26 protein-coding genes and 1 pseudogene are annotated in these 26,700 nt (G+C 61.1%); 22 read left to right on the plus strand and 5 right to left on the minus strand.

What is annotated here, in order from left to right; all coding sequences use genetic code 11:
* Positions 1–121: 121 nt before the first annotated feature.
* The 4 genes from M2401_RS15345 to M2401_RS15360 all read left to right on the plus strand — a co-directional run bounded on the left by M2401_RS15345 (position 122) and on the right by M2401_RS15360 (position 2,668).
* Positions 122–700 (plus strand): hypothetical protein, encoded by a 579-nt coding sequence (locus M2401_RS15345; RefSeq protein WP_259104119.1) that lies wholly within the window; start codon positions 122–124, stop codon positions 698–700.
* On the plus strand, positions 697–1,383 hold the full coding sequence (locus M2401_RS15350) for a hypothetical protein (protein ID WP_259104120.1): 687 nt from the start codon (positions 697–699) through the stop codon (positions 1,381–1,383). Before M2401_RS15345 ends, M2401_RS15350 begins: the two co-directional genes overlap by 4 nt.
* Positions 1,364–1,942, plus strand: coding sequence for a hypothetical protein (locus M2401_RS15355; RefSeq protein WP_259104122.1), 579 nt, complete (start codon positions 1,364–1,366; stop codon positions 1,940–1,942). The genes M2401_RS15350 and M2401_RS15355 overlap by 20 nt, the downstream gene beginning before the upstream one ends.
* A 237-nt stretch (positions 1,943–2,179) precedes the next feature.
* The gene (locus M2401_RS15360) at positions 2,180–2,668 is read left to right on the plus strand and encodes a hypothetical protein (protein ID WP_259104128.1); all 489 of its coding nucleotides are present in this window, start codon (positions 2,180–2,182) and stop codon (positions 2,666–2,668) included.
* A 239-nt stretch (positions 2,669–2,907) separates the two neighbouring features.
* On the opposite strand, the gene gshB is transcribed toward M2401_RS15360, so the two are convergent.
* Positions 2,908–3,864, minus strand: coding sequence for a glutathione synthase (gshB, locus tag M2401_RS15365; protein WP_259104129.1), 957 nt, complete (start codon positions 3,862–3,864; stop codon positions 2,908–2,910).
* A gap of 258 nt (positions 3,865–4,122) precedes the next feature.
* Between gshB and pilG the strand changes: the two genes are divergently transcribed.
* The 17 genes and pseudogenes from pilG (at position 4,123) to madM (ending at position 22,435) form a co-directional block, all read left to right on the plus strand.
* Positions 4,123–4,533 (plus strand): twitching motility response regulator PilG, encoded by a 411-nt coding sequence (pilG, locus tag M2401_RS15370; protein ID WP_259104131.1) that lies wholly within the window; start codon positions 4,123–4,125, stop codon positions 4,531–4,533.
* 48 nt (positions 4,534–4,581) lie between these two features.
* Positions 4,582–4,947 (plus strand): twitching motility response regulator PilH, encoded by a 366-nt coding sequence (pilH, locus tag M2401_RS15375; RefSeq protein WP_259104133.1) that lies wholly within the window; start codon positions 4,582–4,584, stop codon positions 4,945–4,947.
* Positions 4,948–4,959: 12 nt separating this feature from the next.
* A complete protein-coding gene (locus M2401_RS15380) occupies positions 4,960–5,499 on the plus strand; it encodes a chemotaxis protein CheW (protein ID WP_259104134.1) in 540 nt (179 codons plus the stop codon).
* A 73-nt stretch (positions 5,500–5,572) separates the two neighbouring features.
* Positions 5,573–7,615, plus strand: a complete 2,043-nt coding sequence (locus M2401_RS15385) for a methyl-accepting chemotaxis protein (RefSeq protein WP_259104135.1) — start codon at positions 5,573–5,575, stop codon at positions 7,613–7,615.
* A 47-nt stretch (positions 7,616–7,662) separates the two neighbouring features.
* Positions 7,663–7,896: pseudogene (locus M2401_RS34540) on the plus strand (Hpt domain-containing protein); the annotation flags it as partial.
* 1,596 nt (positions 7,897–9,492) lie between these two features.
* Positions 9,493–13,581: an Hpt domain-containing protein gene (locus tag M2401_RS15390; protein WP_409033933.1), complete on the plus strand. Its 4,089-nt coding sequence runs from the start codon at positions 9,493–9,495 to the stop codon at positions 13,579–13,581.
* Complete coding sequence (locus M2401_RS15395) at positions 13,574–14,056, plus strand: chemotaxis protein CheW (RefSeq protein WP_259104137.1); 483 nt, start codon at positions 13,574–13,576, stop codon at positions 14,054–14,056. Before M2401_RS15390 ends, M2401_RS15395 begins: the two co-directional genes overlap by 8 nt.
* A gap of 473 nt (positions 14,057–14,529) precedes the next feature.
* Complete coding sequence (locus M2401_RS15400; protein WP_259104138.1) at positions 14,530–14,751, plus strand: DUF6124 family protein; 222 nt, start codon at positions 14,530–14,532, stop codon at positions 14,749–14,751.
* A gap of 294 nt (positions 14,752–15,045) precedes the next feature.
* A complete protein-coding gene (gene mdcA / locus M2401_RS15405; RefSeq protein WP_259104139.1) occupies positions 15,046–16,722 on the plus strand; it encodes a malonate decarboxylase subunit alpha in 1,677 nt (558 codons plus the stop codon).
* Positions 16,722–17,600, plus strand: a complete 879-nt coding sequence (locus tag M2401_RS15410) for a triphosphoribosyl-dephospho-CoA synthase (protein WP_259104140.1) — start codon at positions 16,722–16,724, stop codon at positions 17,598–17,600. Before mdcA ends, M2401_RS15410 begins: the two co-directional genes overlap by 1 nt.
* Before the next feature lie 2 nt (positions 17,601–17,602).
* Positions 17,603–17,902: a malonate decarboxylase subunit delta gene (locus tag M2401_RS15415; RefSeq protein ID WP_259104141.1), complete on the plus strand. Its 300-nt coding sequence runs from the start codon at positions 17,603–17,605 to the stop codon at positions 17,900–17,902.
* On the plus strand, positions 17,895–18,746 hold the full coding sequence (locus M2401_RS15420) for a biotin-independent malonate decarboxylase subunit beta (RefSeq protein ID WP_259104142.1): 852 nt from the start codon (positions 17,895–17,897) through the stop codon (positions 18,744–18,746). Before M2401_RS15415 ends, M2401_RS15420 begins: the two co-directional genes overlap by 8 nt.
* The gene (mdcE, locus tag M2401_RS15425; protein ID WP_259104144.1) at positions 18,743–19,543 is read left to right on the plus strand and encodes a biotin-independent malonate decarboxylase subunit gamma; all 801 of its coding nucleotides are present in this window, start codon (positions 18,743–18,745) and stop codon (positions 19,541–19,543) included. Before M2401_RS15420 ends, mdcE begins: the two co-directional genes overlap by 4 nt.
* Positions 19,543–20,256, plus strand: a complete 714-nt coding sequence (locus tag M2401_RS15430; protein ID WP_259104146.1) for a malonate decarboxylase holo-ACP synthase — start codon at positions 19,543–19,545, stop codon at positions 20,254–20,256. The genes mdcE and M2401_RS15430 overlap by 1 nt, the downstream gene beginning before the upstream one ends.
* Positions 20,253–21,185, plus strand: a complete 933-nt coding sequence (gene mdcH / locus M2401_RS15435) for a malonate decarboxylase subunit epsilon (protein ID WP_259104148.1) — start codon at positions 20,253–20,255, stop codon at positions 21,183–21,185. The genes M2401_RS15430 and mdcH overlap by 4 nt, the downstream gene beginning before the upstream one ends.
* Before the next feature lie 64 nt (positions 21,186–21,249).
* Positions 21,250–21,669, plus strand: a complete 420-nt coding sequence (gene madL / locus M2401_RS15440) for a malonate transporter subunit MadL (RefSeq protein WP_259104149.1) — start codon at positions 21,250–21,252, stop codon at positions 21,667–21,669.
* 1 nt (position 21,670) lies between these two features.
* Positions 21,671–22,435, plus strand: coding sequence for a malonate transporter subunit MadM (gene madM / locus M2401_RS15445; protein WP_259104151.1), 765 nt, complete (start codon positions 21,671–21,673; stop codon positions 22,433–22,435).
* Between the two features lie 126 nt (positions 22,436–22,561).
* On the opposite strand, the gene trmL is transcribed toward madM, so the two are convergent.
* The gene (gene trmL, locus M2401_RS15450; protein ID WP_259104153.1) at positions 22,562–23,017 is read right to left on the minus strand and encodes a tRNA (uridine(34)/cytosine(34)/5-carboxymethylaminomethyluridine(34)-2'-O)-methyltransferase TrmL; all 456 of its coding nucleotides are present in this window, start codon (positions 23,015–23,017) and stop codon (positions 22,562–22,564) included.
* Between trmL and M2401_RS15455 the strand changes: the two genes are divergently transcribed.
* Positions 23,016–23,459, plus strand: a complete 444-nt coding sequence (locus M2401_RS15455; protein WP_259104154.1) for a hypothetical protein — start codon at positions 23,016–23,018, stop codon at positions 23,457–23,459. The two genes, trmL and M2401_RS15455, sit on opposite strands and share 2 nt — an antisense overlap.
* Before the next feature lie 274 nt (positions 23,460–23,733).
* Here the strand turns inward: M2401_RS15455 and tauC are convergent, their stop codons facing one another.
* The 3 genes from tauC to tauA are packed head-to-tail and all read right to left on the minus strand — an operon-like array spanning position 23,734 to position 26,362.
* On the minus strand, positions 23,734–24,576 hold the full coding sequence (gene tauC, locus M2401_RS15460) for a taurine ABC transporter permease TauC (protein ID WP_409033934.1): 843 nt from the start codon (positions 24,574–24,576) through the stop codon (positions 23,734–23,736).
* A 2-nt stretch (positions 24,577–24,578) separates the two neighbouring features.
* Entirely contained in the window at positions 24,579–25,370 is a 792-nt protein-coding gene (tauB, locus tag M2401_RS15465) for a taurine ABC transporter ATP-binding subunit (RefSeq protein ID WP_259104157.1), read from the minus strand.
* Between the two features lie 14 nt (positions 25,371–25,384).
* Positions 25,385–26,362 carry a taurine ABC transporter substrate-binding protein gene (tauA, locus tag M2401_RS15470; RefSeq protein ID WP_259104159.1) on the minus strand — a complete coding sequence of 326 codons (978 nt, stop codon included), beginning with the start codon at positions 26,360–26,362 and terminating at the stop codon, positions 25,385–25,387.
* Positions 26,363–26,700: the final 338 nt, after the last annotated feature.

A 26,700-nucleotide genomic window follows, 5' to 3' on the forward strand; every position in this document is an offset into this window, starting at 1 on the left:
GGATGGCTCGGTAGACGAGCCGTTCATGGCCCAACTGCTGACGGCGCTCATCAGCTCATTCTCAGGGGCTATCTGCTTGTGATTTCAGGCGATACGTCCGTTGGTGTGCGGGGAGGTCATCTTGAGTTTCTACCAAAATAAGAATTTTTGGGCTGCAATAATTATTTTTTTGCCGTTACTGATGGTTGCGGTTTACTACGGTTTAGGAATAATAACGAGTATATACAAGACAGACTTTGGTAACGGCGTGGTGATCTATGCCGACGATTATGTTAAGACCGGGAATTGGGTGTTCTACTGCAATAAATCGCGCCTTATAAGCCGTCAGCCGCTGCCTGCACCAATAGCGCAGCTTGAGGCGTCGGACACGCTAAATATTGGAGGTATGTACCTTTCGAAAGATACAGAAAAAAATCAGGCAGTCGAGGCCATCAGAGCATTAGTGGAAGTAGCCGGCTGGTACAATAAGCTAAATTATCGTTACTCTATATTGGGTGAGTACAGCTATATTGAGGTCCATGTCTTTGGTTTTCTTGGCCGCCACAACGGTCGGTCTTGGGCATTGAAAGTCTCGCAGTTACTTAATGATAGAAGTAAATCCAGCTTCAAAATAATCGCCGAACCTTACGACCCTGAAACGTATATGGATCACTCCAAGATGCTTCAAGTCGCCGCCAAGAGCTGCACTGTTCCTCAATGAAGGCGTCCATTCTCGCCTACACCGACGCCATGCTCAGCGCAGCACGCGCCTCTGCCGAAAACTACGGCGCCGGGTTTGTCGAGGTCACCACCGCAGATGAGTTGATCGACTACCTGAACCAGGGCAAAAACCGCGAACGATCGCCCATCGAGCACCTGTCCCTGTTCAGCCATGGCATACCGCATCAGATTGCCTTCGGTTATGAGCTGGCCGGGGGCTATCGGCTGGCCCTTAATGTACTGAATTACAGAGAAATCTCGCCCTCGGCTTTCTCCAGTACGGCACGGCTGGACAGCTATGCCTGTCGCACCGGCATGGGCAACCGCTCCGAATATCCTGTCGAAGATGGCATTCAGTTTTTCCCGCAGACCAATGAAAGTCTGGCGCAGTTGCTGGCTGATCATTTGCGGATCAAGGTGAGGGCGTTTGTTCGGCGTTCGGATTACAAGAATACCTGGGGGTCGTTTAGAGATCGGCAGCGGAGTAAGTCATGTAAGGTTAATGGTAGTGCGGTGCCACACGAGGCGTGGTGTAAGAGATGGAAAGAGTTGGAAAGCGAGCGTGAGAAGTACAATGCCAGCTTAAAATTCACCTACCAGTCTGCAGGAGCGACCAAGCCTGTGATTTCAGGCGATACACCCGTCGGTGCGCCGGGAGGTCAACTTGAGTTTCTACCGAAGTAAAATTTTATGGGCCGCAATAATCATGTTCTCGCCGCTACTGCTGGTCACGGTTCAGTATGGATTAAAGATAATGACAAGTGTCTACAAGCAAGACTACGGAAACGGTGTAGTCGTTTACGCCGACGATTTTGTAAAATCAGGTAAGTGGGTGTTCGACTGCAGTAACTCTCGTCTGATCAGCCGTCAGCCGCTACCAATTCCTCTAGCCGAACTTGAGGAGTCAGGCAGGCTGGATATCGATGACATGTACTACCTTAATGCGACCGATAGAAAGCAAGCAAAGGTGGCGATCAGGGCGATAACGGGGATCGAAGACTGGTACAAAAAACTACGTTACCGTTACTCCCATCTGAGTGAAAACAGCGATCTGAATTTACATATATTTGACTTGCTGGCCAGGCATGATGGTCGGCCATGGGCCTTGAGTGTTTGGTATTGGCTTGATAGCGGAAGCGGACCGAGATTCGATATAAGCGCCGAGCCCTACGACCCCGAAACCTATATGGATTATGCCAGGTCATTGCAGGCTGCCGCCAAAAGCTGTCCCGTTCCGCAGTGAATCGTCGGACTCAGCGCCATACAGCCGGATGGCTCGGTAGACAAGCCGTTCATGGCCCAACTGCTGGCGGCGCTCATCAGCTCATTCTCAGGGGCTATCTGCTTGTGATTTCGGGCGATACACCCCTTGGTGTTTGGGGAGGTCACCTTGAGTTTCTACCGAAGTAAGAATTCATGGGCCGCAATAATCATGCTCTCGCCGTTACTGCTAGTCGCAGCTCATTACGGATTAAAGACAATGACAAGCATCTATAAGCAAGACTATGGCAATGGTGTAGTCGTTTACGCCGACGATTTTGTGAAAACGGGTAAATGGGTCTTCGACTGCAGCAACTCTCGCCTGGTCAGTCGTCAACCACTGGTAGCACCCTTCGTCGAACTTGAGGAGTCTGGCGAACTGGCTATCGGTAGAATGTTCTATCTGAGCGATGCCGAAGAAGCGCAGGCAAGGTTAGCGATCAAGGCGATAACAGGGATCGAAGGTTGGTACAAAAAACTTTATTATCGCTTCTCCTATATAGGTGAAGATAACAATCTGAGTTTACACGCCTTTGATTTGCTGACCTGGCATGAAGGTCGGCGATGGGCGTTAAATGTTGATCAGTGGCTTGATAGCGAAAACAGATCCAGCTTCAAGATAATTGCCGAGCCGTACGATCCCGAAACCTATATGGATTACGCCAAGTCACTCCAGGCTGCCGCCAAGAGTTGCCCTGCTCCGCAATAATAATATTGACGCACTATGATCGATTGAAAAATAGTAGAAAGTCGGCGTTACCATTCTTTGTTATGACATCGAAGCGCACCAGCGTCTCGTCAGCCAGTCAGTCAGTCAGCGTGATGCGGCGGTGTTACAGGCGGCGCATGATTGTTGGAGCGAGGCTTGCCCGCGAATCGGGTGGCGCAGTGTTTCAGATACACCACGTCATCGCTCTTCGCGGGCAAGCCTCGCTCCAACGGCCCTGTTTAACCGCGGGCTGCCAGCTTCTTCTCGATCACATCCATCAACATGCCGCCGATATTGGTGCCAAAGGCATTATCGATTTCGCGGATACAGGTCGGGCTGGTGACGTTGATTTCGGTCAGGTGCTCGCCGATCACGTCGAGGCCGACGAACAGCAGGCCTTTTTCGCGCAGGGTCGGGCCGATTTCGGCGGCGATCCAGCGGTCGTGGGCGGTCAGCGGGCGGGCTTCGCCGCGGCCACCGGCGGCCAGGTTGCCACGGGTTTCACCGGCTGCCGGGATACGCGCCAGGCAATACGGCACGGGTTCGCCATCGACCATCAGGATGCGTTTGTCGCCATCCTTGATCGCCGGCAGGTAACCCTGGGCCATGATTTGCTGGGTGCCGTGGGCAGTCAGGGTTTCCAGGATTACCGACAGGTTCGGATCGCCGACGCGATGACGGAAGATCGAGGCGCCGCCCATGCCGTCCAGCGGCTTGAGGATGACGTCACCGTGCTGCTCGGCGAACTGGCGAATGATGTCCGCGCGGCGGCTGACCAGGGTCGGCGGCGTGCACTGCGGGAATAGCGTGGCGAACAGCTTTTCGTTGCAGTCGCGCAGGCTCTGGGGCCTGTTGACCACCAGTACGCCAGCGGTTTCGGCCTGTTCCAGCAGGTAGGTGGTGTAGACGAATTCCATGTCGAACGGCGGATCCTTGCGCATCAGGATCACGTCCAGATCGGCGAGGTTGGCGTCGATTTCGTCTTCCAGTTCGAACCACTTGGCCGGATCGGCGAACACCTTGAGCGGCTGCATCCGCGCCCGGGCCTGGCCCTCAGCCTGATACAGATCGTGCTGTTCCATGTAGAACAACGACCAGCCGCGTTCCTGGGCGGCCAAGAGCATGGCCAGCGAGCTGTCCTTTTTATAGGAGATGCGCTCAATGGGGTCCATGACAATCCCTAAGCGAACGCTCATGGGCAATATCCTCTGATCGGTAGGGGCCATTGGCGGCCCGAAAACAGGCGTCAGGGTGGCGCTCCGCTTGTCCGGGGTCAAGGGGCAGGCACACCTCTCAGGGCTTTATGGATTGAGTCTGGAGAGTGTGCTAAAAAGGCTCGGCGTCCGACCCGACCCCGGCCTTTGCCTTTATATGGGCAGGCAGGCGGCAGGCGACGGGCCTCCTGTGCCGCGCACGACGCGCCAGACAGTCGCTGCGGCGACGGAAGAGCAGACATGGAACAGCACGCCACAGCCTTGAAAGTCATGATCATCGATGACTCCCGGACCATTCGCCGTACGGCCGAGACGTTGCTCAAGAACGCCGGCTGCGAAGTCATCACTGCGGTGGATGGTTTCGATGCCCTGGCCAAGATTGCCGATAATCATCCGCGTATCATCTTCGTCGACATCATGATGCCGCGCCTGGATGGCTATCAGACCTGCGCGCTGATCAAGAACAACCGGGCGTTCAAGTCCACGCCCGTGATCATGCTGTCGTCCAAGGACGGCCTGTTCGACAAGGCCAAGGGGCGGATCGTGGGCTCCGACCAGTTTTTGACCAAGCCTTTCAGCAAGGAAGAGCTGCTCAGCGCGATCAAGGCTCATGTGCCCGGATTCGTTGCAGTGGAACAACACATACCCTGATGCCTGCGATGTGATATCGCGGGCATTCACTCCGTTATGGGGAACAACATGGCTCGAATACTGATCGTCGACGATTCGCCGACTGAAATGTACAAACTGACCGGCATGCTGGAGCGCAACGGCCATGAGGTGCTCAAGGCTGAAAACGGCGCCGACGGCGTGGCCCTGGCCCGTCAGGAAAACCCCGACGCGGTACTGATGGATATCGTCATGCCCGGCCTCAATGGCTTCCAGGCTACGCGCCAGTTGACCAAGGACCCTGCCACTGCCGGGATCCCGGTGATCATGATCACCACCAAGGATCAGGAAACCGACAAGGTCTGGGGCAAGCGCCAGGGTGCTCGCGACTATCTGACCAAGCCGGTGACCGAAGACCTGCTGATCCAGACCCTGAACGCGGTACTGGCCGGCTAAGGCCGGATTGCCATGGCTGAGTCACAGACCGCGTTTCAGCTGCTGCTCGATATCGACCAGCGCTGCCGCTCCCTCGCCGCCGGCTTACCCTCCCAGGAAACCCGGCAGCAGGACTGGAGCGGTATCGGCTTTCGCATGGGCGGTCGCTGTTTCGTCGCGCCCATGGGCGAAATCGGTGAAATTCTCCACGAGCCGCGTTACGCCGTCCTGCCGGGGGTCAAGCCGTGGATCAAGGGCGTAGCCAACCTGCGCGGGCGTTTGCTGCCGATCATGGACCTGTGCGCCTTCTTCGGTCATGAATTGTCACCTGTGCGCAAACAACGCCGGGTACTGGTGGTCGAACACCAGGATGTATTCGCCGGGCTGGTTGTCGATGAGGTTCTCGGCATGCAGCATTTCAATCAACGCGCCCTGATGGCTGAGGCCCTGGGCGGTTGCGAAGACAAGCTTTCGCCCTTTATCCAGGGCCAGTTCCTGCGCGAGGAGGCCTGGCTGATTTTCAGTCCGCGCCTGTTGGCGCAGTGTCCGCAGTTCATGGACGTGGCGTTGTAGGGCACGGGCAAGTCGACAGAGGCTTTGGGTTATGGACGCAAAACAGCAGTTGGTCCAGGCGGGGGCCTGATTAATGAGCAAGCCAGGCAAGTCGTTGGAAGGTGCACGCAGTCGCTCGCAGATTGTCGTGCTGTTCATCGCGTTGATCATTTTCATCATGCTGCTGTTCGTCAACTTCGCCTACCTGAGCACGCAGTCGAACTACGACAAGCAATATATCGGGCATGCCGGCGAGCTGCGCGTGCTGTCCCAACGCATCGCCAAGAACGCCACCGAGGCCGCTGCCGGCAAGGCCCAGGCGTTTCGCCTGCTGACCGACGCGCGCAATGATTTCGACCTGCGCTGGGGCTACTTGAACAAGGGCGACAAATCCACCGGCCTGCCTGCGGCCCCGGTGGCGGTGCGCGATGAGTTGAAAGCGGTGCAGAACGACTGGGAAACCCTGCGCAAAAGCACCGACGTGATCCTCGCCAGCGAACAGACGGTGTTATCGCTGCATCAGGTGGCCGCGACCCTGGCCGAAACCATTCCGCAATTGCAGGTCGAGTACGAGAAAGTCGTCGACATCCTCCTGCAGAACAAAGCCCCGGCCAGTCAGGTCGCGGTGGCTCAGCGCCAATCCCTTTTGGCCGAGCGGATTCTCGGCTCAGTGAATACCGTGCTGTCCGGCGACGAAACCGCCGTGCAGGCCGCCGATGCCTTTGGCCGCGATGCCAGCCAGTTCGGCCGGGTGCTCAACGGTATGCTCGAAGGCAACGCGACCATGAAGATCACTCAGGTCGAAGACCGCGACGCCAGGGCACGTCTCGCGGAAATTTCCGAGCTGTTCGAGTTCGTTTCCGGCTCGGTCGATGAAATCCTCGAAACCTCCCCTGAGCTGTTCCAGGTGCGCGAGGCGGCGGGCAAGATTTTCAACACTTCCCAGAGCCTGCTCGATCAGGCTTCCGTGCTGACCAACGATCTGGAACACCTGGCCAATGGCCGTTCCACCAACACCTATGGCGGCTACATCCTCGGCTTGCTGGCGCTGATGTCGATCATCCTGATTGGCTTGGTGATGGTCCGCGAGACCAATCGCCAGCTGCGCGAAACCGCAGAGAAAAGCGAGCGCAACCAGACCGCGATCATGCGTCTGCTGGATGAAATCGAGAATCTCGCCGACGGCGACCTGACCGTGGCTGCCTCGGTGACCGAGGACTTTACCGGCGCGATTGCCGACTCGATCAACTACTCCATCGACCAACTTCGCGAGCTGGTAGCGACCATTAACCTGACCGCTGAACAGGTGGCGTCGGCGGTGGCGGACTCCCAGACCACGGCCATGGAACTGGCTGCTGCATCCCGCCATCAGGCCCTGCAGATCAGCGCCGCTTCAGATGCGATCAACGACATGGCCCAGTCCATCGACCAGGTATCGGCCAACGCTTCCGAGTCCTCGGCGGTGGCAGAACGTTCGGTGACCATTGCCAATAAGGGCAACGAGGTGGTGCATAACACCATCAACGGCATGGACAACATTCGCGAACAGATTCAGGACACGTCCAAGCGGATCAAGCGTCTGGGCGAGTCTTCTCAGGAAATTGGCGATATTGTCAGCCTGATCGACGACATAGCCGACCAGACCAATATCCTCGCCCTGAACGCGGCGATCCAGGCCTCCATGGCTGGCGATGCCGGGCGTGGCTTTGCCGTGGTAGCCGACGAGGTTCAGCGTTTGGCCGAGCGTTCGTCCTCGGCCACCAAACAGATCGAGACGTTGGTGCGGGCTATTCAGAACGACACCAACGAAGCCGTCATCTCCATGGAGCAGACCACCAGTGAAGTGGTGCGCGGTGCCCGTCTGGCCCAGGATGCCGGGGTGGCGCTGGAAGAGATCGAGGGGGTTTCACGGGTTCTCGCCGAGCTGATCGAAAGTATCACTGACGCCGCCCGGCAGCAGGCGTCGTCGGCGGGGCAGATTTCCCAGACCATGCTGGTGATCCAGCAGACCACCACGCAGACCACCTCGGGCACCACCGCCACCGCCGAAAGCATCGGTAACCTGGCGAAAATGGCCAGCGAGATGCGTCGTTCGGTCTCCGGGTTTACCTTGCCGCCGTCGAAAGGCCGGGCGTGATGTGCAAAAAATGAACAATCTGACGACACGTCATTCGGTACGACATCATGGCTGACCGGCATGACTATGTGGCCCTGGAATGGGTCAAGGGCGAAATCGCCGATACCCTCAAGCAGGCCCGCCATGCGCTTGAGGTGTTCGTCGACACCACGGATGCGTCGGCGCTCGGTGAGTGTCTGGACTGCGTGCATCAGGTTCACGGCAGCCTGCAAATGGTCGAATTCTACGGCGCGGCCCTGCTCGCCGAAGAGATCGAACAGCTGGCCCTGGCCTTGCAGCAAGGCCGCGTTGCCCAGCGCACCGAAAGCATTCAACTGTTGCTCCAGGCCCTGAGCCAACTGCCGATCTATCTCGACCGCGTGCATTCTGCGCGCCGCGACCTGCCCCTGGTGGTGTTGCCGCTGCTCAACGACCTGCGCAGCGCCCGGGGCGAAAGCCTGCTCTCGGAAACCAGCCTGTTCGCGCCGCAACTGGCGGTGCTCCCGGAACTGGACGAAGCCGCCCTGGCCGAACGCGACACCCCGGAACTGCCCGCCTTGCTGCGCAAGCTGCGCCAGACCCTGCAAGCTGCACTGGTCGGCCTGATGCGCGAGCAGGATGTGCAGACGCAGCTTGGCCTGATGGACAAGGTGTTCTCGCGCCTTGAACTGCTTTGCGAAGACGCGCCGCTCGGGCCGCTCTGGCGGATCGCCTCGGCACTGGTCGAGACCATGGTCAACGGCAACTTCACCAACAGCCCGGCGCTGCGCAGCCTGTTCAAGGATGCCGACAAGGAACTCAAGCGCTTGCTGGAACAGGGCATCGAAGGGATCAATCAGCCGGCGCCGGATGAGCTGCTCAAAAGCCTGCTGTTCTATATCGCCAAGTCCGACAGCCAAGCGCCGAAGATGCTCGACCTCAAGGATCAGTACGCCCTCGCCGAGGCCTTGCCGGACAGCGCCCTGGTCAACGAAGAACGCGCGCGCATGGCCGGGCCGGATCGCGATGCCATGCGCTCGGTGATCGTGGCGTTGTGCGAAGAGCTGGTGCGGGTCAAGGAACGCCTGGACGTGTTTGTTCGTGGCGACCGCCAGCACGTCAGCGAACTCAATGCCTTGCTGCCGCCGCTTCGGCAGATCGCCGATACCCTGGCCGTGCTGGGTTTTGGCCAGCCGCGCAAAGTCATCATCGACCAGTTGAGCGTGGTTCAGGGGCTGGCTCAGGGCCAGCGTGAACCCAGTGACGCCGCCTTGATGGACGTCGCCGGGGCGCTGCTCTATGTCGAAGCCACTCTGGCGGGCATGGCCGGTACGGTCGAGCAGGCCAGCCGCGAAGAAAGCCGCCTGCCCACGACCGATCTGACGCAAATTCACCAGTTGGTGATTGGCGAGGCCCGGGTGGTGCTGCAACAGGCCAAGGACGTGATCGTCGACTACATCGACGGCGAGTGGGATCGGGCGCGCCTGGAGCCGCTGTCGGCTTTGTTGGTGCAAGTGCGTGGCGCCCTGGCGATGATCCCCCTGGCGCGGGCGTCTGGCTTGTTGTCGTCGTGCAATGACTACATTCGCGAACACCTGCTGGTGGACGAAACCCGTCCTTCGTGGACCCAGCTCGACAGCCTGGCCGACGCGCTGACCGGGGTTGAGTACTACCTCGAACGCATGGGCGAGGACCACGAAGCGCCGGGCGACCAGATTCTCGACATGGCTCAGGAAAGCCTCGCCCGCCTTGGCTACACGCCGACGCCCAACGCCATGGAAGTGCCGTTGCTCGACGAGGTGATCAGCCACGAAGAACTGCACGAGTTGCAGGAACGCCAGGCCCTGGTCAGCCCGACCCAGACTATCGCCGAAGTCCTCGCCAGCCCGGTCTCGGCGGTCAACCCGCCAGCGCGGCATATGCCCGCCAGCCTGCTGCCACCGCCCGCCGATGAAGACGGCGTGGATGAAGAGTTGTGCGAGGTCTTCCTCGAAGAGGCCGACGAAGTGCTTGCGGTGTTGCGTCGTGCGATTCCGCGCTGGTGTGTCGATACCACCGATACCCAGGCCCTGACCGAAGTACGCCGGGCCTTCCACACCCTCAAGGGCAGCGGCCGGATGGTGCGGGCACTGATTCTCGGCGAGCTGGCCTGGTCGGTGGAAAACCTGCTCAACCGCGTGCTGGAGCGCAGCGTCGAGCCTTCGATCCATGTGCAACGCCTGCTCAACGACATTCTGGCGCTGCTGCCGGAGGTGCTTCAGGATTTCGCCCGCCGCGCCCAACGCCAGCGCGATGATGTCGATGTCCTGGCAGCCCGCGCTCATGCGCTGGCCAAAGGTATCGTGCTGCCGGACGTAGTCATCGCCGCCCCGGCCGACGAAGCGCTGGACCCGCAACTGCTGGAGATCTTCCGTCAGGAAGCCCTCGGCCACCTGGAAAACCTGCAGCGCTTTCTGGAAAGTGCACGCAGCGACACGTCGCCAGCCATCACGGACGACTTGTTGCGCGCCCTGCACACCCTGAAGGGCAGCGCCTATATGGCCGGGGTGCAGCCGATCGCCGAACTGGCCAGCCCGCTGGATCAACTGGTGCGCGAATTCAAGGCTCACCTGATCCCGCTGGAAGTGGCCGATATCAACCTGCTGCGCTCGGCCGAAGCGTTGTTCCACAAGGGCCTGGAGCAACTGGACAGCACGCCGCTGCAAGCCATCCCCGGTGCCGCCAAGGTCATCGAAAGCGCCCAGAGCCTGCTGCAACAGCGTCTCGCCGCAGCGCTCAGCGCCAGCAATAACGGCCTGCGCATCAAGCCCAATCCACACCTGATCGCGGGCTTTCTCGCTGAAGGCATGGACATTCTGCTCGACGCCGAAAGCCTGTTGCAGCGCTGGCGCCAGCATCCGGGCGAGCGGCTGGAACTGAGCGCGCTGCTGGACGAGCTGACCACCCTGGGTCATGGCGCGCATCTGGCCGATCTGTCTCAGGTCGATGAGCTGTGCGAAGCCTTGCTCGACCTGTATGGCGCCGTCGAAGAAAGCAGTCTGGTCGTCAGCGAGCGCTTCTTCGATGAGGCCGAGCAGGCCCATGAAGCGTTGATCAATATGCTTGATCAGGTGGCCGCCGGGCAGGCGGTCGAGCCGCGGCCGGAGCGGGTCAGCGCGTTGCGCGAGCTGCTCGATGAAGCCCTGGACCCAGCAGCCATGGGCCTGATCAAGAGCGAGGGTGGGCGCACGAGCATTACCGAGCTCGGCAGCGTCACTGAAGCGGTTGCCGGTGCGGCGGATCTGGATGACGAGATCGTCGAGATTTTTCTCGAAGAAGCCGTGGATATCCTCGACAGCGCCAACCAGGCCTTGCAGCGCTGGCTGACCGACCCTGAAAACCCGGCACCGCTGTCTTCGCTGCAACGCGACCTGCACACCCTCAAGGGTGGCGCGCGAATGGCCGAAATCAGCGAAATCGGCAATCTTGGTCATGAGCTCGAACACCTCTACGAAAGCCTGATCGACCGCCGTTGCAGCTATTCGCCGGCGCTGGCCGAGCTGTTGCAGAACAGTCATGACCAATTGGCATTGATGCTGGAGCAGTTGCAAAGGCATCAGCCGTTCGCCGATCCGCAGCCATTGATCGAGGCGATCCAGCAGTTCCGTACGGCTGGCAATGCGCTTGAAGGCGTGAGCAGCGATGTCACTGCACCTGTCGAGACTGCCGAAACCGTCACGGAAGAGCGCGACCCCGAGCTGCTGGAGATTTTTCTCGAAGAAGGGTTCGATATCAGCGAAAGCTCAGGGGCCGCCCTTGAGCGCTGGCAGGCCGACCCGCAAAACACTCTGGAAGTGGAAAACCTGCTGCGCGACCTGCACACCCTCAAGGGCGGTGCGCGGATGGTTGAAATTGCGCCCATCGGCGATCTGGCCCACGAGCTTGAATCGCTCTATGAAGGTGTCTCGGCCGGCCAGTTGCAGGCCAGCCCGATGATGTTCAGCCTGCTGCAAAGCGGCCATGACCTGCTCGCCGACATGCTCGATGCGGTGCGTGAGCAGAAGCCGCTGCCCAGTGCCGCGCTGCTGATCGACAGTATCCGCCGTGTGGCTGCTGCCAACGGCAGCGCCGATAGCACGCCGAAACCCTTTGCCGCCCCCGTCGCGCAGCCTGTTGCGGGCGACGCGGAGGGCGAGCGGGCGGCGCCGGAAATGGTCAAGGTCGATGGCGGGCAACTGGAAAACCTGGTCAACCTGGCCGGGGAAACTTCGATTTTCCGTGGCCGCATCGAACAGCAGGTCAGCGATTTCAGCGCCACGCTGACGGAAGTGGAAACCACCATCGAGCGTATGCGCGACCAGTTGCGCCGTCTGGATGTCGAGACCCAGGGCCGGGCTCACGGCAGCGACTCGACTCAGGCCGAGCGCCTTGGCTACGAAGAATTCGATCCGCTGGAAATGGACCGTCACTCGCAATTGCAGCAACTGTCACGGGCGTTGTTCGAGTCCGCCTCCGACCTGCTGGACCTCAAGGAAACCCTCGCCGCCCGCGCCCACGACGCGGAAAACCTGCTGATGCTGCAAGCCAGGGTCAACACCCAGTTGCAGGAAGGCCTGATGCGTACGCGCATGGTGCCGTTCGAACGCATGGTGCCCAGGCTGCGCCGGGTGGTGCGTCAGGTGGCCGGTGAGCTGGGCAAGAAAGTCCGTTTCGATGTGCTCAACGCCGAAGGCGAGATGGACCGCAACGTGCTGGAACGCATGGTCGCGCCGTTGGAGCATATGCTGCGCAATGCCGTCGATCACGGTCTGGAGAGCAGCGAGAAGCGCTTGGCCGCAGGCAAGCCGGAAAGCGGCCATATCACCCTGAGCCTGACCCATGAAGGCGGTGACATCGTCATTGAAATGAGCGACGACGGCGCCGGGGTCGATCTGGCCGCTGTACGCCGCAAGGCCATCAAGCGCGGTCTGATCGACGCCAACAACGAGCTGAGCGACTACGACGTTCTGCAATTCATTCTTCAGGCCGGATTTTCCACCGCCGAGACCATCACCCAGATCTCCGGGCGCGGCGTCGGCATGGACGTGGTGCATGCCGAAATCAAGGAACTGGGCGGCAACATGGTCATCGATTCGGTGGCCGGCAAGGGCGTGCGTTTCCGCATTCGCTTGCCGTATTCGGTGTCGGTCAACCGGGCGTTGATGGTGCAGTGCGGTGAGGAACAGTATGCCGTGCCGCTGAACACCATCGAAGGCATCGTGCGGGTCATGCCCGGCGAACTGGAAGCCTGTTACCAAACCAACCCGCCGTGCTACCAGTACGGCGGGCGCAGTTATGAATTGCGCTATCTGGGCGAACTGCTCAATAACGGCCTGCGTCCACGCCTGATCGGCCAGTCGCAGCCCGTGCCGGTGCTGTTGGTGCATCTGCATGAGCAGTGGGTTGCGGTGCAGGTCGATAGTCTCGCCGGTTCCCGGGAGATTGTGGTCAAGAGCCTGGGGCCGCAGTTCGCCGCCGTGCAGGGCATTACCGGCGCGACCATCCTCGGCGACGGCCATGTGGTGCTGATCCTTGATCTGCCGGGGCATATCCGCGCCATGCAGGGGCGTATCTTCAGTCGCCAGCAGGTGTTCCCCGATGCCGAGCCGGTGCGCCCGTTGCTGATCATGGTGGTGGACGACTCGGTGACCGTGCGCAAGGTCACCAGCCGTCTGCTAGAGCGTCACGGCATGAACGTACTGACGGCCAAGGACGGTGTGGACGCCATGGCGTTGCTGCAGGAACACACCCCCGACGTGATGCTGCTGGATATCGAAATGCCACGCATGGACGGCTTCGAAGTGGCCAGTCAGATCCGCCACGACGAACGCCTCAAGGATCTGCCGATCATCATGATCACCTCACGCTCCGGGCAGAAACACCGCGACCGGGCCATGGCCATCGGCGTCAACGACTACCTGAGCAAGCCGTATCAGGAGTCGGTGCTGCTGGAGAGCATCATTACCCACTGGAGTCAGGTGAATGTCTGAGAGCAGCTTCCAATCCAGCCGCCTCACCACCCTGACCGGCCTGCTGCTGCCCCTGAGCGACCGCTATCTGCTGTTGCCCAATGTCGCGGTTGCCGAACTGATCGATTATCAGGACAGCACGCCGGAAGAGGGCGCGCCGGAATGGTTTCTCGGGCCGATCAGCTGGCGCCAGTTGACCCTGCCGCTGCTCAGCTTCGAAGCCGCCTGCGGTGGCCGCACCAAGGTCGGCGGTCGCGCACGTATCGTGGTACTCAACGCTTTGGGCGGGCGCAACGAGCTGAAGTTCATTGCCTTGCTGACGCAAGGGATTCCCCGCTCCTGCAAGCTCGACAGCCAGCTCAGCTACGTCGACGTGCCCCTGACCGAACTCGAATTGGCTGCCGTGCAAGTGGGCGAGACCGTGGCCCGGGTACCTGACCTGATCGGGCTGGAGCAGTGGTTGGTGGATGCCGGGTTGATGCATCCCGCTGCTTGAACTGAAATACGATCCCTGTAGGCGCTGCGCAATATTGTGGGACCGGCTTTAGCCGGGAATAGGCCGATACAGCCGATGCCTATTCATGGCCTGGAATATCGCCTTCCCGGCTAAAGCCGGTCCCACATGGGTTCTGGACACAAAAAAAGTGACGAATCTGAAGGACCGCTCTCTTTCTATTGAGTGAAATTTCCTAAACAATCCCGGCCGCTTGTGCTCGTCGAATTCCGTCTCTAGTCTGCTCCGCGCCACTGTAAATCAGTGGCCGGGTGTGGAAACCCGTACCACAGATTCGATGAGCTCCATGCAGCTACTTGCCTTCGGGCAGGTGCTTTATGGCAGCTATGTTCGGGCAGACTTCGGTCTGGCCGAGGGATCCGTGGCTCGGTTTTCCACCCCGTTCATAGCTGCCACCTCTATAACCGTGTGGAAACGGTGACAGAGATGGCTCCAGTAGCCCACGGAGATACACCATGATTAAAAAGCTCGTCCCCGATCCACCCCACACCACCGAAGAAGCTCTGCTTCGTATCTTCGACCTGCTGCGCAGCGCTGCGGCGGTGATGTATGAATCCGGCGATCAACAAAGCGGCACCAACCGCCACCTGGCGTTTGCGGCGTTGTACCTGGTCGATATGGCCAAGGCAGTGGCGGATCATCAGATCCAGTCGCTACATGAGCAACGCACGGCCTAAACGCTAAACCTTGGGACCCTTGTGGGACCGAATTCTTTGGGAGCAAATTGTGGGAGCGAATTCATTCGCGAAGGCGGTGTTTCAGACTCCGTATAGGCGTCGGATGCACCGGCCTATTCGCGAATGAATTCGCTCCCACAGGATTTACTCTCGCCCCCTGCCAAGTGTTTGCTGCGAGACAGCACCGTGCCAGAACCATTACTCCAACCGTAACGATCACGCACGCTGCTTGATTGATGCCCGACCCCCTTCGCTCCTAAGGTGACCCACGACCGCAAAACTCGTGGAGCGAGCATGACAACCATAACCAACCTGGACCCACGCTGGTCCCGTCGTCGCACTGAGAAGCTGCGACGCATCGAGCGTGTGAGTGCCCTGGCTGACGGCGTGGTATTGCCGACCGACAAGATCGTCGCCGCCCTGGAGGCCTTGCTGGCGCCGGGTGACCGCGTGGTACTGGAAGGCAATAACCAGAAGCAGGCGGACTTTCTTTCCCGCGCCCTGGCCAGCGTCGATCCGGCCAAGCTGCATGACCTGCACATGATCATGCCCAGCGTCGGCCGCTCCGAGCACCTGGATCTTTTCGAACGCGGCATCGCCCGTAAGCTGGACTTTTCTTTCGCCGGTACACAAAGCCTGCGCATCAGCCAGTTGCTCGAAGACGGCCAGCTGGAAATCGGCGCGATTCATACCTATATCGAACTGTACTCGCGGCTGTTGGTGGACCTGATCCCCAACGTCGTGCTGTCGGCGGGTTTCATGGCCGACCGCGCGGGCAATATCTACACCGGGCCGAGCACCGAAGACACCCCGGCGCTGATCGAACCGGCGGCGTTCAGCGACGGCATCGTGATCGTTCAGGTCAACCAGTTGGTGGACGACGTCAGCGAGCTGCCACGGGTGGATATCCCGGCGTCATGGGTCGATTTCGTCGTAGTGGCCGACCGGCCGTTCTATATCGAGCCGCTGTTTACCCGCGACCCGCGCCATATCAAGCCGGTGCATGTGCTGATGGCGATGATGGCGATTCGCGGCATCTACGAAAAACACAACGTGCAGTCCCTCAACCACGGCATCGGCTTCAATACCGCTGCCATCGAGCTGATCCTGCCGACTTACGGCGAGTCCCTGGGCCTGAAGGGCAAGATCTGCCGCAACTGGACGCTTAACCCGCACCCGACCCTGATTCCGGCCATCGAAAGCGGCTGGGTCGAGAGCGTGCATTGCTTCGGTACCGAGTTGGGCATGGAGAACTACATTGCCGCCCGGCCGGATGTGTTCTTTACCGGGCGCGACGGCTCGCTGCGCTCCAACCGGATGATGTGCCAGTTGGCCGGGCAGTACGCGGTGGACCTGTTTATCGGCGCCACCTTGCAGGTCGATGGCGATGGTCATTCTTCCACCGTGACGCGCGGTCGCCTGGCCGGTTTCGGCGGCGCACCGAACATGGGCCACGATCCGCGCGGGCGTCGTCATGGCACCCCGGCCTGGCTGGATATGCGCCAGCAGACCGGCGATGGCCCTGAGGCCTATCTGGAGCGCGGCAAAAAACTCGTGGTGCAGATGGTGGAGACCTTCCAGGAAGGCGGCAAGCCGACCTTTGTCGAGACCCTGGACGCCGTGGACGTGGCGAAGAAGAGCGGCATGCCCTTGGCGCCGATCATGATCTACGGCGACGACGTCACCCACTTGCTCACCGAAGAAGGCATCGCCTACCTGTACAAGGCCCGCAACCTGGAAGAGCGTCAGGCCATGATCGCTGCCGTGGCTGGCGTTACCGTCATCGGCCTGCGGCATAACCCCAAGGACACCGCGCGCATGCGTCGTGAGGGCCTGATTGCTCTGCCGGAAGACCTGGGCATCCGCCGCACCGACGCCAGCCGTGAATTGCTGGCGGCCAAGAGCATCGCCGAGCTGGTCGAGTGGTCCGGTGGTTTGTACAACCCGCCTGCAAAATTCAGGAGCTGGTGATGCGCGCGCTCAAACGCCAACCCGAAAGCCTGTCCCTGGCCGATCATCTGGCCGACCTGGCCGTGGAAGCGCTGATCGACGAAGCCGATCTGTCGCCGAAGCCGGCACTGGTTGACCGTCGCGGCAGTGGCGCCCACGACGACCTGCACCTGGGCCTGATGCATGCGTCGGCCTTGTCGCTGTGGCCAATGTTCAAGGCCATGGCCGAGGCGGCTCAGGTCATCGGCGAAATCGGCGTGCCGCTGCGCGAAGCACTTGGTCGTATCGGCCGCGAAGGCGAGGCGGCCATGCTGCATACCACTGCGGGCGTGAATACTCATCGCGGCGCCATTTGGGCCTTGGGTCTGTTGGTTACGGCGGCGGCTTTGGCGCCGCAAGATTGTGCGGCCGCGGCCTTGAGTCTGCGGGCGGCACGGCTGGCGCTGATCGACGATCGCCATGTCCCCAGGCAAGGCGACAGTCATGGTCAGCAGGTCGCCCGCCGCTACGGTGTGCTCGGCGCCCGGGAACAGGCGCAGATGGGCTTTCCTGCCGTGCTGCAATTCGGTTTGCCGCAGTTGCAGCGCAGCCGCGAGGCCGGGACGGGTGAGCAGAACGCTCGCCTCGATGCCCTGTTGGCGATCATGACCACCCTGGGCGATACCTGTGTGCTCTACCGCGCCGGGCCTGAAGGCCTGCACGCCATGCAAAACGGTGCACGCCGGGTATTGCAAGCCGGTGGCAGCGCCAGCCTGGCCGGGCGCCGCAGCCTGCATGAACTGGATCAGCAATTGCTGAGCCTCAACGCATCCCCCGGCGGCGCGGCGGATCTGCTCGCCGCCTGCCTGCTTATCGACAGCCTTGAGCCTGCGCTCGGCTCTCCATCGAGGAGTGTTTGACTATGGAAACCCTGTCTTTTGAATTCCCCGCCGGGCAACCACCCCTGGGCAAGGCCCTGGTCGGCTGCGTTGGTTCGGGCGACCTGGAAGTGCTGCTGGAACCGGGTCAGCCGGGCAAGCTGTCGATCAATGTGGTGACGTCGGTCAATGGCGCCGCCGCCCGCTGGCAGCATCTGTTCGAGCGCATGTTCAGCGATCAGCTGCCGCCTGCTTTGGCTATCGATATCCATGACTTTGGCGCGACGCCGGGCGTGGTACGTCTGCGTCTGGAGCAGGGCTTTGAGGAGCTACGTAATGACTGACAGCGCGCGTTTGCTCAAGCAACACAGCTTTATCGAACTGGGTGCCCGCCAGCGCGCCCGTGCCCTGCTTGATGAAGGCAGTTTCCGTGAGCTGGTCGGCCCCTTCGACCGGCAGATGTCGCCCTGGCTGGCCCGTCAGGGTGTGGTGCCCCAGGCCGACGATGGCGTGGTGGTGGGCAAGGGCACGGTCGGCGGCAAGCCGGTCGTGATTGCCGCCATCGAAGGTGCGTTTCAAGGCGGCAGCATGGGTGAAGTCGGCGGCGCAAAAATGGCCGGCGCTCTGGAACTGGCGGCCGAAGACAACCGCAACGGTATTCCCACGGCGGCGATCCTGCTGCTGGAAACTGGCGGCGTACGTTTGCAGGAGGCCAATCTGGGCCTGGCGGCGATTGCTGAAATTCACGCGGCCATCGTCGATCTGCGCCAGTACCAGCCGGTGATAGGTGTCGTAGCGGGTAGCGTCGGTTGCTTTGGCGGCATGTCTATTGCGGCGGGGCTGTGCAGCTATCTGTTGGTGACGCAGGAAGCACGCCTTGGCCTTAACGGCCCACAGGTGATCGAGCAGGAAGCGGGCATCGAAGAATACGACTCACGCGACCGGCCGTTTATCTGGAGCTTCACCGGGGGCGAGCAGCGTTTCGCCAGTGAGCTGGTGGACGGCTATGCGGCCGACGATGTCGCGGCGATTCAGGCGCAAGTCGAGGGCTGGCTCAAACAGGGCCGCCCGGCCAGCGAGCGCAGCGGCCAGTACACGCTGTTTCTTGAGCGTCTGCTGCAATTGGATACCACCGCCCAGATTGATCCACAGACCGTTCGCCGTCTTTATCGGGGAGAGCCGCAATGACTGCTTCGCAACGAGGTTTGCACTGGTTTAACGCGTTGAGCGTGGACGCGGTGACGGTGCCCGGCCTGCCCGCATCGGTGCTGGCCGCTGATACATTGCTGGGCGAGCAGCCGGTGCGGCTGGTCGCTGTGGTGGCTGACCCCGGCAACCGTTTTCCTCGAGCGCGCAGTGGCGAAGTCGGCCTGCTCGAAGGCTGGGGTCTGGCCAAGGCCGTCGATGACTTGATCGAAGCGGATCGGCAGAGCCCGCAGAAACGCCCGCTGATCGCCATTATCGACGTGCCGAGCCAAGCCTATGGGCGTCGTGAAGAAGCTCTGGGCATCCATCAGGCCCTGGCCGGTGCGGTGGACAGCTATGCCCGTGCGCGTCTGGCCGGGCATCCGGTGATTGGGTTGTTGGTGGGCAAGGCCATGTCCGGTGCCTTCCTCGCTCACGGCTATCAGGCCAACCGCCTGATCGCTCTGCGCGACCCCGGTGTGATGGTGCATGCCATGGGCAAGGCTTCGGCGGCGCGGGTGACTCTGCGCAGCGTCGAGGAACTGGAAAAACTCGCCGCCAGCATCCCGCCCATGGCCTACGACATTGAAAGCTACGCCAGCCTTGGCCTGCTCTGGGAGAGTCTGTCGGTCAGCCAGATCGACCAGCCGACCGGTGCCGATCTGACGCAGGTGCAGGAGGTGCTGCTCAGCGCGATTGCCGATGTGCGTGCTGGCAGCAGTGATCTGCGCAGTCGTCTGGGCGCGAGCAACCGTGCGGCGTCTTCGCGGGTTCGCGAACTGCTGCGGGCGCAGTGGTAATGAACACCGTGCTGCCTCACGACCTGCTCTGGGGGCTGAGCCCCAGCGCGCTGCCCCTGGACGCCCCGGCGTGGGTGCGCGAGGTCGTGGAGCAAGGTCATCCGGTGGTGGTCCGGCGCGCAATGGTTGCGCCGGGGCGGGTGGCGGTGGGGGTGCGTGGGGCCGGGCGGGAACAGCGCTTTGCGACGGTCATGAAGACCTCCGATATCACCCGCATCGTGCGTCCTGAACAGCTGACGCTGGAGCGCGGCTTGCCGGCGAAAAGGGCGGCCCACGCAACGTATTTCTTGCGGCTGAAACACCGGGTTCGCGGTGATGCGGCATCCCGACAAGCCTCGCTCCAAAGGCCCCTGAACTGGCCTGCTTTGCGCGCCTTGCAGGGGATCCGCCCGCTGATGATGTCCCTCGGCCTGCCCTGGGGCGTCACCGGCAGCGCCGGTTTTGAACTGGCCAGCGGCATTCCCGCACTGCATGAAGGCAGCGATCTGGACCTGATCCTGCGCACTCCTGCCTTCATCAGCCGTGATTGGGCTGCGCAACTGGTCGAGCGTCTGGAGTCGGCACCGTGCCGTATCGACGTGCAACTGCAAACCCCGTGCGGTGCGTTGATGCTGCGTGAGTGGGCTGGTTCTGCGCGGCAGGTGTTGCTCAAGAGCGCAACCGGTGCCTGCCTGGTGGATAACCCCTGGCAACTCGTTGAGTTATCGGCATGAGCAGTTTCTGGGTGTTTCCCGGCCAGGGCGCGCAACAGCCAAAGATGCTGCATCAATTGCCCGATGCCGCGCCGGTCAGGGCTTGTATCGACGAGGCCTGTGCAGTGCTGGGCGAGGATGTGCGCTTGCTCGACTCCGTCGAAGCGCTGCAATCGACCCGGGCCGTGCAGCTCTGCCTGCTGATCGCCGGAGTGGCCTGCGCCCGCCTGCTGCTGGAGCAGGGGCAGGTGCCGGATCTCGTCGCCGGGTTGTCGATTGGTGCTTATCCGGCAGCGGTGATTGCTGGAGCGCTGAGCTTCGACGATGCGGTGCGCCTCGTGGCCCTGCGCGGCGAATTGATGCAGCAGGCGTATCCACAGGGCTATGGCATGACCGCGCTGATCGGCCTCGAACAGGGCCAGGTAGAGCGTCTGGTTGCCCAGGTCCATAGCCCGCAGTCGCCGGTGTTCCTGGCCAATATCAATGCCGACAATCAGTTTGTGATCGCTGGCAGCGTCGAGGCCATGACGGCGGTTGCTGCCCTGGCTGGCCGCGATGGCGCCCAGGCCCGGCGCCTGGCGGTCAGCGTGCCATCTCATTGCGCCTTGCTCGATGAGCCGGCACAGCAGTTGGCCGAAGCTTTCGCCAAGGTGCCAATGCAGGCACCGCGCACCCGCTACCTGAGCGGCAGCAGCGCCCGGCTGATCCTCAATGCCGACAAACTCCGCGATGACCTGGCTTTCAATATGAGCCGGGTTGTCGACTGGCGCAGCACCGTGCAGACCGCCTACGAGCGCGGTGCCCGCCTGCAGATCGAATGGCCGCCCGGCGCAGTGCTCACCGGGCTGGCGCGCAAAGTGTTCGAACAAGGTACGGCCGTCGCCTTCCAGGGCGCCCGTCTGGACAGTCTGGTCGCGTTATCGCGTGAGGAGGGCCTGCGCACTCCATAGACCGGGTACCGCTTCGAAGGACAAAAACAACAACTTCGACAACGACATCTGAGGCATAACAACAATGATTATCTACGGTGTGGCATTACTGGCTATCTGCACCCTCGCGGGGGTGATTCTAGGCGACCTGCTGGGTGTTCTACTGGGCGTGAAGTCCAACGTCGGCGGGGTCGGCATCGCCATGATCCTGTTGATCTGCGCGCGCCTGTACATGCAAAAGCGCGGCGGCATGAGTGAAGGCTGCGAAATGGGCGTCGGCTTCTGGGGCGCGATGTATATCCCCGTGGTCGTGGCCATGGCGGCGCAACAGAACGTGGTGACCGCGCTCAAGGGCGGGCCGGTGGCGATTCTGGCGGCGATCGGCTCGGTGCTGATCTGCGGTTGCACCATTGCTCTGATCAGCCGGACCAACAAGGGCGAGCCGCTGCCGCCGTTGGAAGAGCCGCTGATCATGCCTGCCACCGCTACTTCGGGGGCGCGCTGATATGTGGGATCTCATTCAAAAAGACCTGGTCAGCCAGGGGTTGGTAACCGCATTTGCCGTGGTCGGCATCGTCATGTGGATTTCCGTGCTGCTGTCCAAGCACCTGACGTTTGGTCGGGTCCACGGTTCGGCGATTGCCATCGTCATCGGCCTGATCCTGGCCTGGGTCGGCGGCACCATGACCGGCGGGCAAAAAGGCCTGGCCGATCTGTCGCTGTTCTCCGGTATCGGCCTGATGGGCGGGGCGATGCTGCGTGACTTCGCCATTGTCGCCACGGCCTTTGAAGTTCAGGCCACCGAAGCGCGCAAGGCAGGGCTGATCGGTGCCTTGTCGCTGCTGCTGGGGACTGTGCTGCCGTTTATCGTCGGTTGCTGCATGGCTTATGCCTTCGGCTATCGCGATGCCGTGAGCATGACCACCATCGGTGCCGGTGCGGTGACTTACATTGTTGGCCCGGTGACGGGCGCAGCGATTGGTGCCAGCTCTGATGTCATGGCGTTGTCGATTGCTACCGGGCTGATCAAGGCGATTATCGTGATGGTCTGCACGCCCATGGCGGCGCGCTGGATGGGCCTGGATAACCCGCGCTCGGCCATGGTCTTCGGCGGTCTTGCCGGCACGGTCAGCGGCGTGACCGCGGGGCTTGCTGCCACGGATCGCCGCCTAGTGCCTTACGGCGCCCTGACTGCGACCTTTCACACCGGCCTGGGCTGCCTGTTGGGGCCTTCGATATTGTTCTTTATCGTGCGCGGGATTATGGGCTGAATGCAGAACTGATGTGGGACCGGCTTTAGCCGGGAAGAGGTCGGTACATTCGATAGACATTCACTGTATTGAATATCGTCTTCCCGGCTAAAGCCGGTCCCACAGGTCGCCTACCTTTCCCTTCGATTATTTGAAACCCTGCTGCCGCCACGCCTCATACACCGCCACCGCCACGGTATTGGACAGATTCAGACTGCGACAGCCCTCGCGCATGGGCAGGCGCAGGCGTTGCTCGCCGGGCAGCGCGTCGAGAATTTCCGCTGGCAGACCCCGGCTCTCTGGCCCGAAAATGAACGCATCGCCATCCTGATAGCTGACGTCATGAAAAGGTTTTGAGCCTTTTGTGGTAAAAGCAAACAGCCGTGGCTGGCCCAGGCTCGCCAGGCAGCTGGCCAGGTCCGGGTGTGTCTTGAGCGTGGCGTATTCGTGATAATCCAGCCCGGCCCGACGCAGACGCTTGTCGTCCAGCTCGAAGCCCAGTGGCTCGATCAAATGCAGGGTGCTGCCGGTGTTGGCGCACAGCCTGATGACATTGCCGGTATTCGGCGGAATTTCTGGTTGAAAAAGGATGACGTGAAACATGCACGGCTCCGAACTGAAGGACGGCATGCATTCTACCCCCGAAGAGGACCCGCGACTGAAGGCATGGCCGCGGGTTTTGGGGGCTATGGCAATTTTCGGGGTGATGGTGGGCTTGATGATCGGCCGTCTGACCCAGCCTGAACCATTGGAACTGCTACAGATCGAGGTGTTGCCCGCAGGGTTGGCCCTGTATTTCAACGAAGACCCTGAAATACGCGGCGAGCAGGTCGACGGCACGGTGGCACTGCACTTCAAGGCGTTCGGCCAGCCATGGAACGGTCAGCTGAAAATGGACGGCAAGATCGTCAACTGGAAGTTGCAGCGCGATAACAAGGGGGAGTGGGTGTTGGGTCTTCTCGCGGCCCGTCCGATACAAGGCGACTGGCGCTCAGTAAAGGTGGACGGGCGCTGGAGACTGGAGGTCAGTCTCCGGGAGGAATAAAAGAGGGGAATCCCCGGCCTGCCTGTACCAAGGTCCCCAAAACTGGTGATGTAATACCTATTGCAGAGGCCGTGCCAGTTTTGCCAGAACTTCGTAAGAAACTTGAGATAAAAGCCAAAAGCCCCGTCAGAACGCTTGTCTGACGGGGCTTTTGAGTTTTCAGAGCCGTTCGGGAATGAACGGTCGGCGAGTAAATGAAGATTTGCGAAGCGGTTTTGCACGCTATTCGCGCATTTTCCGCAGGAAGACTCCCAAAGTGATGCACGAATGCCCGTTAGTGCGTCTGCCCGTGCCATGGCACCAGTTTGCGTTGCAGGGCGCGCAGGCCCATTTCCATGGCGAAGGCGATGATGGCGATGACCAGAATGCCCAGCACGACTACGTCGGTGACCAGAAACTGCGCCGCTGACTGAACCATGAAGCCCAGGCCACTGGTGGCGGCGATCAGTTCGGCGGCAACTAGCGTCGACCAACCGACGCCCAGGCCGATGCGGATACCGGTAAGAATGTCCGGCAGGGCGCTGGGCACAATCACATGGCGAATCAACTGCCAGCGCGTGGCCCCCAGAGACTGCGCAGCCCGCAGCCGGGTCGGGTCAACCGTACGTACGCCGGTAGCGGTGGCGATGGCGACGGGGGCGAAGATCGCCAGGTAGATCAGCAACACCTTGGAGAATTCGCCGATACCGCACCAGATGACGATCAACGGCAGATAGGCCAACGGTGGCACCGGGCGATAGAACTCGATCAGCGGGTCAAAGATGCCCCGGGCGATGCGGTTATGGCCGATGGCGATACCCACCGGCACAGCACTGAGGATCGCCGCGCCCAGGGCCAGGCCGATGCGTTGCAGACTCGCCCCCAGATGCTGCCAGAGGGTCGAGTCCATGTAGCCCTTGGTCATCAGCAGCCAGCCTTTCTCCAGAACGGCTGACGGTGGCGGCAGGAACAGTGGGTCGATCCATTGCGCGGCGGTCACCAGCCACCAGGCGCCGAGCAGCGTCGCCAGGGTCAGCAGGCTGATGGTGCGAGTGCTTATATAGCCACGCACGCGTGGCGCGACGGCAGGGGGCTTGCCGGGGGCATCGGTCGTCTCCGGCCATTCATAGCTATTAATAGTCATGCGCGTTGCTCCCGAGTGATTCCGCGTTGCGAGAACACGCTGGACAGCACGTGTTCGCGGGTCTCGATAAAGCGCGGGTCGGATTTGATTGCGCGGGCGGACTCGCCAGCGGCATAGCGTCGGCCGAAGTCCAGTTGCAGATGCTCGACCACGCGCCCCGGATTGGGGGCCAGCAGCATCAGGTCGGTGGCCAGGAACACCGCTTCTTCGATGTCGTGGGTGATCAGGAATACCGGCTTGGCGGTGCGCTGCCAGACTTGCAGCAGCAACTCCTGCACTTGCTCGCGGGTAAAGGCGTCGAGCGCGCCGAAGGGTTCGTCCATCAGCAGCACACGCGGGTCGGCGGCCAATGCCCGGGCCAGGCCGACGCGCTGGCGCTGACCGCCGGACAGTTGCCAGATACGGCGGTTATCGAAACCGGCCAGGTCCACCAGGGCCAGCATCTCCCGCGCCCTGGCTTCGCGCTGCTCGCGGGGCAGGCCCGCCAGCTCCAGACCAAAGGCGACGTTGGCCAGTACATCCTGCCAAGGCAATAGGGCATCGTCCTGAAACACCACGCCACGTTCGGCGCTCGGCCCGTTGACCGCTACGCCGTCCAGGGTGATACGCCCGGCACTGGGGGCAACGAAACCGGCAATCAGGTTAAGCAGCGAGGTCTTGCCGCTGCCTGATGCCCCGAGTGCCACGAGCAATTGGTTCGGGCCCAGAGTCAGGGAAATATCCGACAGTACCGGCTCGGCTGCACCGGGATACTGTGCGCAGATGCGCTCCAGCTGTAATACCGCCATGACCCGGCCCTCCTTTATTGAGTGATGAACTTGGCGCTGACATAAGGCGAGTAGTCAGCCAGTACGGCGTCGACCTTGCCCTGCTCTTTAAGGAAGGCGGCGGTCTTGGTCACGGCCTCGATAGTCGGTGCACCCAACAGAGCCTGCTGATCGGCGGCCAGTGGGTAGACGTTGCCCTGCAACAGGCCGGGAACGTCGGCGGCCTTGGCGCCGGACAGTTGCACCAGCTTGTCGACGTTGGCGGTATTGGCGATCCAGGCTGCCGGGTCCTTGCGGTACTGGGCGTAGGCGTCGAGGGTGACCTTGGCGAAGGCTTTGACGATTTCTGGATGTTTATCGGCAAAGTCCTTGCGCACGATCCAGGCATCGAAGGTCGGTGCGCCGACCTTGGCCAGCTCGCCGGAGGTAATCAGCACCTTGCCGGTTTCCTTGGCCACGCCCAGAGCCGGATCCCATACGTAGGTGGCATCGATATCACCGCGCTTCCAGGCGGCGGCAATGGCCGGTGGCGCGAGGTTGACGATGGTCACCTTGGACGGATCGATCTTCCAGTACTTCAACGCCGCCAACAGGCTGTAGTGGCCGGTAGAGACGAAGGGCACGGCGACTTTCTTGCCGATCAGGTCCTGAGGCTTGTCGATGCCGGAGCCGTTGCGTGCCACCAGGGCCTCGGCAGCGCCGATCTGGGTAGCAATGAGGAAGGTTTCCACCGGCAGCTTGCGCGTTGCGGCGGCGGTCAGCGGGCTGCTGCCCAGATAACCGATCTGTACGTCACCTGAAGCAATGGCTGTAATGACATCGGCGCCATTATCAAACTTGCGCCAGGAGATTTTCGAATCCGTGGCCTTTTCATAGGCGTTATCGGTTTGCGCGACTTTGGCCGGATCGACGGTGGTCTGGTAAGCGACTGTGAAGTCAGCGGCCTGAGCCAGGTACGAAGCGCCGGTCAGTGAAAGTGCAGCCAGTAGACGTAGAGAGAAATGCAGTTTCATCGCGAAGCTCCGAAGCAGGGCAGGTCGGGGAATGCGATGAGACTAAATGATCTAATAATGCCGAAATAAATAACCTTTTGGCATGAGCTTATGAGGGGATGCGAGGTGTGTTATCGAGAATTTTGGTGCTGCGGGGTGCCTTTGACAAATTTTTCAGGAAAAGTTCAGCTTGTGTGTCGCCATGATTACAACTGTAACAATCCATGTGAGAGGATTGTTACAGTCCTGTGTCTGGGCTGTTGTGCCGAGAAATATGGGCCGCGAGCGACTCAAGGAGAGTGACCGGTCAGTCAGCATCCGGTCGTGCAGTACGGCCAAGCGAATCGATCTGATGAACG

Source organism: Pseudomonas sp. JUb42, from assembly GCF_024807945.1.
GTDB lineage: Bacteria > Pseudomonadota > Gammaproteobacteria > Pseudomonadales > Pseudomonadaceae > Aquipseudomonas.